General features: G+C 47.1%; 12 protein-coding genes. 8 read left to right on the top strand and 4 right to left on the bottom strand.

Going from position 1 to position 14472, the window contains the following annotated elements; translation table 11 throughout:
- The first annotated feature begins 3 nt into the window (after positions 1-3).
- The 7 genes from K5X84_RS07825 (at position 4) to K5X84_RS07795 (ending at position 10281) form a co-directional block, all read left to right on the top strand.
- On the top strand, positions 4-3180 hold the full coding sequence (locus tag K5X84_RS07825) for an efflux RND transporter permease subunit (protein WP_222235509.1): 3177 nt from the start codon (positions 4-6) through the stop codon (positions 3178-3180).
- Between the two features lie 125 nt (positions 3181-3305).
- Entirely contained in the window at positions 3306-4016 is a 711-nt protein-coding gene (locus K5X84_RS07820) for a DUF599 domain-containing protein (RefSeq protein ID WP_054488304.1), read from the top strand.
- A 12-nt stretch (positions 4017-4028) separates the two neighbouring features.
- Positions 4029-5060, top strand: a complete 1032-nt coding sequence (gene astE / locus K5X84_RS07815; RefSeq protein WP_222235508.1) for a succinylglutamate desuccinylase — start codon at positions 4029-4031, stop codon at positions 5058-5060.
- A gap of 160 nt (positions 5061-5220) precedes the next feature.
- Positions 5221-6408: a thiamine pyrophosphate-dependent dehydrogenase E1 component subunit alpha gene (locus K5X84_RS07810; RefSeq protein WP_199494570.1), complete on the top strand. Its 1188-nt coding sequence runs from the start codon at positions 5221-5223 to the stop codon at positions 6406-6408.
- A complete protein-coding gene (locus K5X84_RS07805) occupies positions 6408-7385 on the top strand; it encodes an alpha-ketoacid dehydrogenase subunit beta (protein WP_054488299.1) in 978 nt (325 codons plus the stop codon). Before K5X84_RS07810 ends, K5X84_RS07805 begins: the two co-directional genes overlap by 1 nt.
- A 12-nt stretch (positions 7386-7397) precedes the next feature.
- Entirely contained in the window at positions 7398-8978 is a 1581-nt protein-coding gene (locus K5X84_RS07800; RefSeq protein WP_054488297.1) for a dihydrolipoyllysine-residue acetyltransferase, read from the top strand.
- 247 nt (positions 8979-9225) lie between these two features.
- Positions 9226-10281 (top strand): endonuclease/exonuclease/phosphatase family protein, encoded by a 1056-nt coding sequence (locus K5X84_RS07795; RefSeq protein ID WP_222235507.1) that lies wholly within the window; start codon positions 9226-9228, stop codon positions 10279-10281.
- On the opposite strand, the gene K5X84_RS07790 is transcribed toward K5X84_RS07795, so the two are convergent.
- Positions 10271-11119, bottom strand: a complete 849-nt coding sequence (locus K5X84_RS07790) for a DMT family transporter (protein ID WP_336511858.1) — start codon at positions 11117-11119, stop codon at positions 10271-10273. The two genes, K5X84_RS07795 and K5X84_RS07790, sit on opposite strands and share 11 nt — an antisense overlap.
- A 72-nt stretch (positions 11120-11191) precedes the next feature.
- The gene (locus K5X84_RS07785; protein WP_222235506.1) at positions 11192-11605 is read right to left on the bottom strand and encodes a DUF3293 domain-containing protein; all 414 of its coding nucleotides are present in this window, start codon (positions 11603-11605) and stop codon (positions 11192-11194) included.
- 70 nt (positions 11606-11675) lie between these two features.
- On the opposite strand from K5X84_RS07785, the gene K5X84_RS07780 reads away from it, so the two are divergent.
- Positions 11676-12086 (top strand): VOC family protein, encoded by a 411-nt coding sequence (locus tag K5X84_RS07780; RefSeq protein WP_222235505.1) that lies wholly within the window; start codon positions 11676-11678, stop codon positions 12084-12086.
- A gap of 15 nt (positions 12087-12101) precedes the next feature.
- Here K5X84_RS07780 and K5X84_RS07775 read toward each other — a convergent pair whose 3' ends face one another.
- Entirely contained in the window at positions 12102-12887 is a 786-nt protein-coding gene (locus K5X84_RS07775; protein WP_222235504.1) for an SDR family oxidoreductase, read from the bottom strand.
- 4 nt (positions 12888-12891) lie between these two features.
- Positions 12892-14463 (bottom strand): AbgT family transporter, encoded by a 1572-nt coding sequence (locus K5X84_RS07770; RefSeq protein ID WP_222235503.1) that lies wholly within the window; start codon positions 14461-14463, stop codon positions 12892-12894.
- Positions 14464-14472: the final 9 nt, after the last annotated feature.

Raw genomic sequence — 14472 nt, 5'->3', positions numbered from 1 at the left:
ATCATGACGACAGAAAAACAGACTGGCCTGATTGCGTGGTTTGCACGCAATACAGTGGCCGCAAATCTATTAATGATCATTATTCTGGTTGCTGGCGCGTTATCGGTGTTTAGTGTACGCAAGCAAATGTTTCCAGAAGTTGAATTAAATATTATCAGCATTCAGGTGCCATTTCCCGGCGCCGCACCCCAGGAAGTAGAACAGGGTGTGATTATGCTGATAGAAGACGCTATTGAAGATGTTGACGGTATCGAGGAAATGACTTCACGCTCACGCGAGGGCGGCGGTACAGTCACATTAGAAGTAGAGCCTGATTATGATGTACAGGTTGTCATGGATGAAGTAAAAATGCTGGTGGATGCTATTCCTAACTTCCCTCAGCAAATTGAAAAGCCGAATATTTACCGGGTTCGTCCCCAGCGACAAGTTATCTGGATGTCAGTATACGGTGACCTGGATGAGAGGGGGCGCAAAGAACTGGCCAAGGAAGTTCGCGATGAACTGAAGACGGTGGGCGGCATTACCAAAGTTGATGTTGTTGGTGACCGTGATTATGAAATTTCAGTCGAAATTTCGCAGCAAGATCTTGAGCGTTATGGACTGACTTTCTCGCAAATAGTTGAAGCGGTGCGTGGTACCTCAATTGATGTGGCTGGCGGCTCAATTAAAACGCCTAATGGCGATATTCTATTGCGCGCGAATAACCAGGCTTATGTTGGCGGCGAGTTTGAAAAAATTGTTCTGTTAAGCCGGGCTGATGGTACTCGTTTAACTTTGGGTGATATTGCTAAAGTGCAAGACGGCTTTGTGGAAGAGGAGTCTTACACTCGTTTTGACGGTAAGCCGGCAACCTTTGTTCGGGTGCAGTCGGTCGGTGATCAAAATGATTTGAAAATAGCAGAATACGTTCGAAACTACGTAGAAAGAAAAAATAAGGAATTGCCCGATGCGGTCCAATTGGCGCAATGGGGAGACTCCTCTTATTACCTCCAGGGTCGCTTAGATCTTATGCTAAACAATATGTGGATGGGTGGTTTGCTGGTCTTCCTCATGTTGTCGCTTTTCCTGCAGTTGCGTTTGGCGTTCTGGGTCATGATAGGTATTCCTGTCTGTTTCCTGGGAACCATTGCATTAATGCCACTCCCCATGTTTGACGTTTCTATTAATATGATATCGCTGTTTGGCTTCATATTAGTGTTAGGGATAGTGGTGGACGATGCCATAGTCATAGGGGAGAGTGCTTACACCGAAATAGAAGAAAACGGCAAGACAGTTGATAACGTTATTGCGGGGGCTAAGCGAGTTGCTATGCCGGCAACCTTTGGCGTGTTGACTACCATGGTTGCGTTCGTCCCCATGTTAACTGTTGAAGGTGGTATGGGCGCAATCTGGGAGTCTATTGCCTGGGTTGTTATTCTTTGTCTGGCGTTTTCATTGGTCGAATCAAAGCTGATTCTGCCTGCGCACATCAGCAAAATGAAATACTCCAAGCAAGAAGGTGAAAAAGCGAATGCGTTTCAGCGATTCCGCAATAAATTTGCCGGTGCGATTAAGTCGTTCGTTGAAAATTATTACCGGCCGTTTCTTAAAAAGTGCCTGCATTATCGCTATACAACATTAGCGAGTTTTGTTGGTCTGCTGATTTTAATGATAGGCCTTATGAGCGGCGGTATCGTTCGCTGGGTTTTCTTCCCGGATATTCCAAGTGACTTTGTTCAGGCAAATGTAGAAATGCAGCCTGGTACGTCAGAAACACGAACTATTGAGGTTTTGAATAGTGTGGAGCAGTCTCTGACGGCAGTTGATAATCGTATTAAGGAAACAGAGGGTGACGGAGCTGTCAGACATACCAATATCTGGATGAATGGCACTACGGCAGGTACGGTTTTTGTTGAGCTGAAAAAAGGCGAAGATCGCCAGATAGACGGTTTTGAAATTGTAAATCAATGGCGTGAGGCGGTGCCTGAACTGGCCGGTGTACGAGCGCTTAACTTCCAGGGAAGTATAGGTGGAGGTAGTGGCTTTGACATTGAATTTCAGCTAGTAGGTGAAGACCTGGACGAACTAAAAGCCGCTGCGGATGAACTGAAGCTCGTACTTGCCGAATACGATGGTGTCTTCGATATAGAAGATACCTTTGGAGACGGTAAAGAAGAGATTCTGTTACAGACTAAGCCATTGGCTACAGCCATGGGTATTAACCTGGCTGAGTTGGCTACGCAGGTTCGCTACGCATTTTATGGGGCTGAAGCACAGCGTATTCAGCGGGGAGACGAAGAAGTAAAAGTCATGGTTCGTTACCCTCGTGATCAACGCGAGTCTGTTGGTAACTTACAGGATATGAAACTGCGCGCTCCGGACGGGTCTGAAATTCCATTTACCGAACTGGCGGATATTGAGTTTGCTGAAGGTTACAGCACCATTACTCGTATAGACCGTCAACGTTCTGTGAATGTTCGTGCTCGTGCGGATAAAGATAAAGTTGAGCCTTTCCGCATTGTCGAAGAGGTTCGTAAAGAGAAAATCCAGACTATTCTGGATAAGTATCCAAGTGTCAGCTTTGAATTACAGGGCGCTACTCAAGACGAGGCGGAAGCGACTGGTTCGTTGGCAATTGGTGGTTTGTTGGCGATGTTTGCAGTCTATGCGCTAATGGCTATTCCATTGAAATCATACAGTCAGCCGTTGATCATTATGTCGGTGATACCTTTTGGGGTTATCGGTGCGGTTATCGGGCACTGGGTAATTGGTATGCCGGTTAGCATTTTGAGTCTGTTCGGTATCATTGCGCTGGCTGGGGTTGTGGTAAACGACAGTTTGGTTATGGTCGACTATGTTAACCGTGCACGTGAAGTGGGAACCGACTTACGTAAGGCTGTTCTGGATGCCGGTTGTCGCCGTTTCCGGGCCATTACCTTAACCTCGTTGACCACCTTCTTTGGTTTGCTACCGATTGTACTGGAGAAGAGTCTGCAGGCGAAAATAGTGATTCCAATGGCGATATCATTGGCATTCGGTATTATCTTTGCCACCGTTATCACCTTATTGTTGATACCTTGCCTGTATCTCATTCTGGCCGATAGTAAAAGGGGCTTGCGTACTATGTTGTCCTGGTATGGGTTGGCAAAACCGCCGGAACCCAAAGATATGAGTACGAAAGAGGCATTAGAAAACTACTAAGTGCCTGAGAAGAGAAAATAAAGCCGGAGCTAAGTCTCCGGCTTTATCGTATGAGCGGTCATAAACTGGTAAACTAATGTCATTACACTATTTAATAAATGGATCATTTCATAGGAAACGCTGACATGTTGCTGTCACTTCTTGATCTTAGCGCTTTACTGTTTTTCTTTTTTTGCTGGATAGGCTACTCATTGTTTGCACGTAAGCGTGCCAGAACCACTCACTGCCTATCGAGTATCCTGTGTTCATTACGAATTGATTGGTTTAGTGCCGTGATGCACAAGGACAACCAGGTTGCCGATGCGTCTTTAATTGGCAATGTGGAGCGTACAGTGACTTTCTTCGCATCTTCTACGATTTTGGTGCTGGCTGGTGTCATTACTGTATTAGCTCATGCCGATGAAGTCGTTTTGGTCTTAAATGAAATTCCAATGAGTCCGGATACGGTTCCTATTTTAGTGCAGTTTAAGCTGTCGGTTCTGGCGCTCATTTTTATCTATGCCTTTTTTAAGTTTACCTGGTCAATTCGTCAGTTTGGCTTTGTATCGGTGCTGTTAGGAGCTTCGGTCGAGTACCATCAGGAGAATAAACCTGAGGAGGAGCGTCAGCGTTTTGCTATGCATGCAGCCAAAGTACTGGATCAATCCGGTCACGAGTACAATAAAGGCTTACGTACCTACTACTTTGCTTTGGCCTATTTATCCTGGTTTCTACACCCCGTCATGCTGATCATTTCAAGCACTATTGTTGTTGCAGTTCTGTATCGTCGTGAGTATCGTTCGCGCGTATTACGCGAGTTATTGGCGACTAAAGGTTATGTACCGGGAAAAAAATAATAGGAGAACGTTGTGATTAAGGTCTTTTCTGATTTTCTTGCCTGGACTCGTGAGCACCAGTGGGGCTGTGATGAAAGTCATGATTTAACGCTTGCCGATGGCACGAAATTGTCGGTTTGGGACAGTGGCGTACTAGAAGTTACTCCAGAAAACCCTGGCCGAAAGGACATTATTTTATCTTGTGCAGTGCATGGTAACGAAACGGCTCCTATCGAAATTTGTCGCGACATTATTAACGATATTATTAATGAAAAGCAGACAGTGACACACCGTACACTGTTTCTAATTGCAAACCCGGCTTCAATTAATAAAGGCGAACGCTTTGTTGAAGAAAATATGAACCGGTTATTCAGCGGCGCGCATAGTAAAGGTGATACCCAGAACAAAGAACGCGAGCGTGCGGCTAAAATTGAGAGTTACGTAGAGCGGTTTTATCAGTCAGCTCCTGATGGCTCCCGAGAGCGACTGCACTATGATTTGCATACAGCAATTCGGGACTCAAAACGCGAGAAGTTTGCCGTTTACCCGTTTACACACGGAGCCCCCTATAGTCGGCAGCAGCTCCAGTTCTTACTGGCCTGTGGGGTCGATACCGTTTTATTAAACCAGGCGCCGACAACCACCTTTTCTTACTTCAGCGTCAGGCAGTTTAATGCGCAGGCATTTACGGTTGAATTAGGAAAGGTTCGTCCGTTTGGCGAAAATGACCGTACTCAGTTTGCCGCCGCCGAAAATTCACTGCGGAAATTGATTTCTGAAACAGAGCTGGAATTTGGTCCCTTTGAGCCAGAACAACACTATGTCTTTAAAGAAGCACAAACCATTAACCGCACTCAGCAGGACTTTGAGCTAAACTTTGCGGATAATGTTGCTAACTTTACCTCTTTTAATAAAGGGGATTTACTAGCGCGGGACGGTGACAAAAAGCATTACGCTCAGCACGATGGTGAACATATTATTTTTCCCAATGCCAAAGTGGCGCTGGGACATCGGGCGCTATTAACTGTGGTACGGGTACCGACAGAATCGCTCGACCTGGTCTGAGACTCACTGGTCTAAGTAGTCAGGCTTTGTTGTTATTACTGTTCGTTTCTATTTACACTTAGCGCACTCAGTTTTCATTAGTGTGTGGTTTGCATGTCACTTTACGTAAAGGTAAAGTAGCGGCAATTTTCCACCCAGCTTAAAACCGAAAGAGAAGGTTATGGCCAAGGATAAAAAACACAACACAGAGATTGTGACCAAACCGAAATGGTTTGATAAAGACTCAGTCACAATTCCAATGCTGCAAATCTTAAAAGAAGATGGCAGTTTCCATAAAGATGCCGATATGCCGGAGTACGATAAAGAGCTGATCGTGAAAATTCACGACACTATGCAATTTATCCGTATTCTTGATGAACGCATGATTGCCGCTCAGCGTCAGGGTCGTATCAGTTTTTACCTGGCCTCCCGGGGGGAAGAAGCTGAAAGCGTGGCTTCTGCCGCCGCGCTGGATGCCGGTGACATGATCATGGGCCAGTACCGTGAGCAGGGCGCTTTAGCATATAGAGGTTTTACCGTTGAACAGTTTATGAATCAGCTGTTTTCTAACGAGAAAGACTTAGGTAAAGGCCGCCAGATGCCGGTTCACTACGGTTGCGCTGACTTAAACTTCATGACCATATCGTCGCCTTTGGGAACGCAAATTCCACAGGCAACAGGTTATGCGTTTGGTCAGAAAATGGATAAAACCGAAAAGTGCACTATCTGTTACTTTGGTGAAGGCGCAGCATCTGAAGGTGACTTCCACGCCGCTCTGAACATGGCATCAGTTTATAAAGTGCCGGTTATCTTTTTCTGCCGTAATAATGGTTACGCTATTTCTACACCAGCGCAAGGCGAGCAGTATGCTGGTGACGGTATCGCACCGCGTGGTATTGGTTATGGTATGAAAACCATACGTATTGATGGTAACGACGTTTTCGCTGTGTTGAAGGCAACGCAGGAAGCTCGTCGTTTAGCTGTAGAAGAAAACGAGCCTGTATTGATTGAAGCTATGTCATATCGTATGTCAGGTCACTCTACGTCAGATGACCCTACAGGTTATCGTACTCGTGATGAAGAAGCAGACTGGCAGGCCAAAGACCCACTTGATCGTTTGCAGAAGTGGATGATGAATGAAGGCTGGTTGGATAAAGATCACGTTGAAGAGCATCACGCAGAAGTAAAAGCGAAAGTTCTGGCAGCATTAAAAGAGTCAGAAAAAGTACCGGTCCCGCACATTGATGAACTGATCAATGATGTTTACGACGAACCGACTGACATGCTGAAAGAGCAGTTAGACGAGTTAAAAGAGCACATCCGCAAATACCCGGATGCCTACAGTAAAACGTCGGGGAGACTGGACTAATGGCTAAAATGAATTTACTACAGGCCATCAACAGCGCGCTAGACCTGGCGATGGCCAAACATGACAACGTATACAGTTTTGGTGAAGATACTGGTGGTTTTGGCGGTGTATTCCGTGCAACCTCAGGTTTGACCGAAAAATACGGCAAACATCGCAACTTTAATACACCCCTGGTTGAACAAGGCATTATTGGTTTTGCCAATGGTCTTGCTTCGCAGGGTAGCTTTGCTATTGCTGAAATTCAGTTCGGTGACTACATATTCCCGGCATTTGACCAAATTGTGAATGAGACGGCCAAGTTCCGTTATCGTTCAGGTAATGAGTTCAACGTTGGTGGTTTAACCATTCGTACACCGTACGGTGGCGGTATCGCCGGTGGTCATTACCACTCACAGTCTCCGGAAGCCTACTTTGCGCATACGCCGGGCATTAAAATTGTGACTCCACGTAACCCGTACGAAGCAAAAGGGTTACTGCTGAGCGCTATTTTTGATAAAAACCCGGTGTTATTCATGGAGCCGAAGCGATTGTACCGCGCCTCAACAGGTGAGGTTCCTGAAGAAGAATACACTATTCCACTAGGCAAAGCTGACGTGGTCAAAGAAGGTACAGATATTACCGTTCTTGGCTGGGGCGCGCAGATGGAAATGACCGAAAAAGCAGTTGAAAAAGCCGAAGAAGATGGCGTTTCATGTGAAGTGATTGACTTGCGCACCATCTCCCCGTGGGATGTTGAAACTGTGACTCAGTCAGTTTTGAAAACCGGACGCCTGGTGATTAGCCAGGAAGCACCTATTACCGGTGGTTTTGCCAGCGAAATCGCGGCAACCGTTCAGGACAAATGCTTCTTGTATCTTGAGTCTCCAATTGCCCGTGTTTGCGGTATCGACGTACCGTATCCGCTGTGTCATGAGAAAGAGTACATGGCTGATCATTTGAAGATTTATGAAGCGATCAAACGCTCAATGAACTACTAAGGACCCATCGACATGAGTAAAGACTTTATTCTGCCCGATATCGGCGAAGGGATCGTAGAGTGCGAAATCGTTGAGTGGCTGGTTGCCGAAGGTGACGAGGTTAAAGAAGACCAACCTGTGGTTGAGGTAATGACCGATAAAGCCATGGTTGAGATTCCAGCTAAAGACGACGGCGTTGTAGAAAAGCTGTATTACCAGAAAGGTGATATCGCTAAGGTCCACGAGCCGTTATTTGCCATTAAGCCAGCTGACGGCTCTTCTGATGAGTCGCCGGCCAAAGAAAAAGACAGCGCGCCGGCTAAAAAAGAAGAATCGAAAACTGAGCAAAAACAAACCTCAGCCGGTGGCGATACAACCGACTTTATTTTGCCGGACATTGGCGAAGGTATTGTTGAATGTGAAATTGTTGAATGGCTGGTGTCTGAAGGCGATGAAGTAAAAGAAGACCAGCCGGTTGTTGAAGTCATGACGGACAAAGCAACGGTTGAAATTCCGGCGAAAGACGACGGTACCGTGGTTAAGCTGTATCACAAGAAGGGTGATATTGCGGAAGTACACAAGCCGTTGTTTGCGTTGAAGCCCGCGGGTGGCGTTCAAGAATCGGATTCAAATGCTCCGCAGAGTCATGTTGAACCTGAGTCTAAGACACCGTCATCTGATTCCAAAGCAGAGGCTGAACCGCCAGCGAAAGCACGTCAGGGCAAAGCCATTGCAAGCCCGGCAGTACGCCGTCTGGCACGTGAGAACGATATTAATATTGCGGAAGTATCGGGTTCAGGTAAAAAAGGCCGGGTTCTGAAGCAAGATATTGAAGCCTTTAAGTCAGGTGACCAGAAAGCGCAGACAACAACTGATAGTCAGCCGTCACAAAAAACGGCTACTACTGGTGGTACTCGTACCGAGGCTATCCGCGGTGTTAAAGCGGCTATGGCTAAGCAAATGATGAGCTCGGTCAGCACCATTCCACATTTCACCTATGCTGATGAGTTTGATGTTACTGAGCTAATCGCATTGCGTGAAAAGCTGAAAGAGCAGTACAAAGAGAAAGGTATTCGTTTAACTGTAATGCCATTCTTCATTAAAGCTCTTTCGCTGGCACTGAAAGAGTTCCCGGTGATGAACGCACAGGTGAATGAAGACTGTACAGAGATCACTTACTTTGATGACCACAACATTGGCATGGCCGTTGATACCAAAATTGGCCTGTTAGTACCTAACGTCAAACAGGTACAAAACAAGAGCATTATTGATGTAGCCAATGAAGTCACTCGTCTGACTCAGGCATCGCGCGAAGGCAAGTTGCCGCAAGCCGATATGAAAGGCGGTACCATCAGCATTTCAAACATCGGCGTTATTGGCGGTACAGTGGCAACTCCTATCATCAATAAGCCGGAAGCTGCGATTGTGGCTTTAGGTAAAGTGCAGGAACTGCCGCGCTTTGATGCCAACGGTAACGTGGTAGCCCGTAAGATAATGACGGTAAGCTGGTCAGGCGACCATCGCATTATCGATGGTGGTACCATTGCCCGTTTCAACAAACTCTGGCAGGAATATCTCGAAGACCCAACCAGCATGCTGGTAAATATGGTCTGAGATAGAGGCTGAGACTCCTACGGACATTGCGCTCCGCTGGGAGTTAAGACCCTCTGATACAGGAGACGCAACGAGCTCATCCATGAGGGCTTGACGAAGGCCATCCTTGGCCTTCGACACTCCTGCATCAGAGGGTCTTAACTCCTGGCGCTACACACAATCCCCGTAGGAGCCTTAACACTTCCTTTCTATTTATTATTTTTAGCTGTGCTATGGTTTTCTTATCTGAGAAGCATTGAGAGCCAGCATGTTTGAAACTATTTACCTTTCTTTAGCGGTATTGTTGATGGTGCTCACATTGGCTCCGTTATCGTGGTCGCAGGTTTGGTGGATACGGGGTCTGGACTTCCCGCGTTTGCAGCTGTCGGTGTTATTAGCGGCCTTGCTGGTTGTGGGTCTGGTTGTTATTCGTGACTGGACGTCTGTTACTGCTATTGCTTCGGGGCTCCTCATTGGTTGTTTAGTTTGTCAGCTATGGTGGGTTGTGCCTTATACGTTTTTCTTTCCTAAGGAAGTTGAAGCTGTCCGGGCGGGTAGTCATTACGAGCGTTTACGTATTATGACGGCCAATGTTCTTACCCCTAACCATAATAGCGATGGCTTGATTAAGCTTGTTCATGATTTTACGCCAGATGTGCTGGTCACGCTTGAGTCTGATGACTGGTGGCAGGAGAAGCTGGATGCAATTGAATCGTATTATCCTCATACGGTAAAGGTACCTCTGGATAACCTTTATGGCATGCATGTGTATTCTCGTTATGTTTTGTCTGATGTCAGTGTTGAATATTTGGTTGAAGACGATAAACCGTCGGTACACTGCTTTATTGAACTGCCTTGCGGACAGAGAGTAGAAGCGCATTTTGTGCATCCGGCGCCACCGAGTCCTTCTGAGAATGAAGAGTCGGAAGAGCGGGATGCCGAACTGGTGCTGGTTGCTCGTAGGGTAGAGCCGGAGAAATACCCAACCATAGTCACCGGAGACTTGAACGACGTTGCCTGGTCACGTACCACGCTTCTTTTCAGAAAAATCAGCAGCTTGTTAGACCCTCGAATTGGGCGCGGTATGTTCAATACCTTTCATGCGGAATATTGGTTTGCACGCTGGCCGCTCGACCATATTTTCCACAGTCATCATTTTGCTTTGGTCTCAATGACGCGTTTACCGGGCTTTGGTTCCGATCACTTTCCGTTACTGACGGAACTTGCTTTGGCACCGGGAGAGAACGGTGTTGATGACGGCCCTTCACCAGATGAAGAGGACAAAGAAGCCGCCGATGAGATTGTGAACAAGGCTATGGCTTAAGCTTACGCCGAAAGTGAATACGTTGAACTAACAGCCCGAAGATAATCAGCATAAGGCCAACAAGGGTGCTTGGATAAATGGTTTCGCCAATCACTACTGAGAGCAGCAACAGCGAGATAAAGGGCGAAATAAAAATTAGATTACTGATAAGCGCCGTATTGGTGGCTGTCTTCATGGCTTTTAACCAGAATAAAAAGGTTATTCCCATTTCAAATAGGCCTACGTAGCTTACCGCTGCCCAGCCCTGCCAGGGTATTGCAGACCAGTCACTCCAGATAAAACTAGCGACAATGAGTATGGGTAAAGCCAGGCCGAAGGAAAGCACTAAGCTCACGACGGAGTCGGCGTTGCGGCGTGTATTCAGGATCCAGTAACCAGCCCACAAGAAAGTGGAAATTAACGCCAGTGTAACGCCCCAGGGGTCACTGAAGCTAAGAGCCAGCACATTACCTCGTGTGGCAATAACCAAAACGCCAAAATAACCTAAGGCGCAGGCAATCCAGTCGCGACGACGTATGCTTTGTTTTAAAAACAGCGCGGCCATAATACTAAGGGCAATGGCCCAGGTGTAATTAAGTGGCTGGGCTTCGGAAGCCGGCAATAGTTTATAAGCCTGAAAAAGCACCAGGTAGTAAATTAGTGGATTAATAAGCCCCATCAGCAGGTAATACAGAGGCATTTTACGCAGCTCAAGTATCAGCTCAGAGGTTTTTTTCTGAATAAAGCAGACCAGCGCTAGAATGACAAAAGATACCGTGCTGGCGGCCGTGACCATCTGCAGTGGTGTCATGTACTGAAGAGTTATTTTAAATGCAGTAGCGACCGTTGACCATAACAGTACGGCGATGATCGCATAAACAAAAGCTTGTTTATCAGCGGCTATGGTGTGATGGCATGGTGTCCCCTTAACTCATACGTCGATGAGCACTGCAGCTTGTTGATGTTCAATCCAGACCAGCGCATTCTGCTGGTACTCTCGTGCCAGGTCAATGGCTGTTTCCTGACTGAGTCCTAAAATCATAAAGCTGGCTTCCGGCGGCCATTGTTGGTCGCGGTCCTGTCCTGCACCAGAAAAACAGTAAACTTGGCTGACTTTCTCTAAATGAGTCGCTAATTGTTTGTTTCTGCCTTTATTTTCGTCATCTGTGAGCAGTTGGCTTTGCGGGTTAAAGGCTGTGATAAAAGCACCCGTAGTGCAGCCGAAACGTTCACATAAGCGGTCAAAGTCATTATTCTTCCGCCCTATATTCAGAGTGATTGTCTTGTCATCAACTGTGAACCAGTAATCTGTATTCTTATAATGGCTTAGCAGTTCTTTATCCATGTTTTGACCGGAGTATCAATGTTGATTAGAGTACATTGTAAGAGTTTAGCCTTAATCGTGAAGAGGTTCTATGAACCCCAGTATTAGTGTGATCACCTTAGGCGTTGATGATTTGAAACGTTCGTTGGCGTTTTATCAGGACGGCCTGGGTTGGGAAACCGACGGCATTATAGGTGAAGAGTTTGAGCATGGTGCCGTGGTGTTCTTTAAATTACCCAATGGGCTCAGACTGGCGTTATGGCCACGTAAAAGTATTGCGGCAGAAATGGGTGTTGATGTCGCTCGTGCGGCTAATGAAGTTCTGCTGAGCCATAATGTCAGTTCCCGGAATGCGGTTGATGAAGTTATGGTGGAAGCGGAACGAGCAGGAGCTGAGATTATTAAACCCGCGAAAGACTTATTCTGGGGCGGCTACGGGGGCTTTTTTAAAGACCCGGATGGGCATATTTGGGAAATTACCTGGAACCCTGCCTGGAATTAAAACCGGTAAGCGAACTCACCGGTTAGCCAACATTTTTCTGAGTAAACCCGGGAAGAATCGCTGTAGTAGCGGTGCCACTTTGCTCATGCCTTTGCCGCTAATGACTTCCGCTTTATTGCTTTCAATAGCGCGGATAATATCGGCGGCGCATTGCTCAGGACTAATGCCGCTGGCGTTGTCCTGGTCTTCTTTACCTCTTAAAGAGCCGTCGCCGGTCAATGCGTTGTGCGCTATTTGTGTGCGTACAAAGCCGGGAAGTACCGTTGTGCAACGCACATTGTGCTCGGCCATTTCTGCTCGCAGGCAGTCCATATAGCCGATGACTGCGAACTTAGCGCCTGAATAACCACTGCGTAGTTTGGTTCCAACTTTGCCTGCCACACTAGAAACGGTGACAATATGGCCATTACGGCGCTTTACCATGTCAGCTAATACCACCTGGTTTAACGCCACTACCGAGAAGTAATCGACCTCCATCAGCGTTCTGTATACAGTGAGATCAGTTTCCATAGCCGGGCTGCGCTGAGAAACACCGGCGTTATTAATAAGTATATCGACCGGTGTATTTCTCAATGCCGCAGACGCTGTTTCTTTGGCTTTCTCAGGCTGGCTTAAGTCCAGAGCTAATACCTGATGCTGTTCGCTGTTTGGAAGGCTCTGTCGTAACTCTTCCAATTGTTGCTCACGGCGTGAGGTTAAAATAAGTCTGGCACCCTGATTGGCTAACTGACGTGCCAAAGCCAGACCGATGCCCGAAGAAGCACCGGTTAGCCAGACTGTTTTATTGTTAACAGAGGTCATGAGTTTAGCCCGCCGGGTAAACGTAGTTAGCCTGAATACCGAGTGGGAACCCAAGTGTCCAATATAAAATCAGGAACGCTGACCACAAAATCAACAGAGCGATAGTGTATGGCAGCATCATCGCAACCAATGTGCCAATGCCGGTGCCTTTTACGTAACGTTGGCAGTAAAGCACAACCAGCGGGAAGTAGGGCAGCAGCGGAGTAATGATATTACTGGATGAATCACCGACACGATAAGCAGCCTGAGTTAAATCCGGTGAGTAACCCAGCTGCATTAGCATGGGCACAAAAATAGGTGATATCAAAGCCCATTTCGCTGAAGCTGAACCCACAAATAGGTTGATAAAGGCTACCAGAATGACGATGCCGACCATGGTAACTCCACCGGACAGCTCCAGGCTGGCCAAGAAGTTCGCGCCTTTAACGGAAATTAGCGTACCGAGCTGAGAGTCACCGAAGGCTTTAATAAATAAGGCACAGAAGAACGCCATGACCATATAGTAAGCCATACCTTCCATCGACTTGGTCATTGCGCCGATAACGTCCTGCGAGTTGGTAAAGTTACCGGAAACGTAGCCATGAACAATGCCCGGAATAATAAACAGCAGGAAAATAAGCGGAACAATCATGCCCATAAGAGGGGCTGAGTAGGATGCCAATTCACCCGTTGCCGGGTCAGCTAATGGTGTATTTTCAGCCGTTGCGGAAAAATACAACAGGGCCAAACCTACTGCCATGGTGATTACGCCAGCGTAAAACGCTTTGCGGTCACGCGGGGAAACATCATCCAGTGCAGGCATGTCATCGGCATCACCGTCAATTTCGGCACCGCGTAAACGAGGTTCAACCACCTTATCGGTCAGGAACCAGCCAATAGCGACAACGATAACTGACGAAGCGGCGGTAAAGTAATAGTTGTTTAATGGGTTTAACTGCATATCCGCATCAATAATTTGTGCGGCACTTTCAGTAAAACCTTGTAGCAACGGGTCTATAGCGGAAGGAACAAAGTTGGCACTGAAGCCACCGGAAACACCAGCGAAAGCGGCGGCGATACCGGCCAATGGATGTCTACCAGCAGCGTAGAAAATAACACCACCCAAAGGAATAACCAGTACATAGCCGGCATCAACGGCGGTATGGCTGACAATAGCAACCAGAATCAGCACTGGCGTCAGCAACATTTTGGGCGTGACGTTCAGCATTAACTTAATGGCGACATTAATAAAACCTGAGCGCTCGGCTACACCGACACCTAACATGGCAACCAGCACAACACCTAAAGGCGCAAAGCCCATAAAGGTGTCAACCATATTGGCAAGGAATGCGGCCATTTCGGTACCACTTAATAGGTTAGTAACGCCTATTGTGTCCCCGGTTAGCGGGTGTTTTTCGTCAAAGCTGACGCCGGATAATAGCCAGGACATTGCCCAGACAATGATCAATAAGCCAAAAAACATAACGGCCGGGTCAGGTAGTTTATTACCGACCTTTTCAACGCCATCAAGAAGGCGGTTAAGCAGACTGTCCGGTTTTTCCTTTTGCGAACGGTCTGGTTGTGGAGATTGAGCCATGGTGTAACC

The sequence above is a fragment of the Idiomarina abyssalis genome (genome assembly GCF_019797805.1).
Classification (GTDB): Bacteria; Pseudomonadota; Gammaproteobacteria; order Enterobacterales; family Alteromonadaceae; genus Idiomarina; species Idiomarina abyssalis.
Note: the sequence above shows the minus strand (reverse complement) of the source record. Positions and strands in the feature narration are given on the sequence as shown.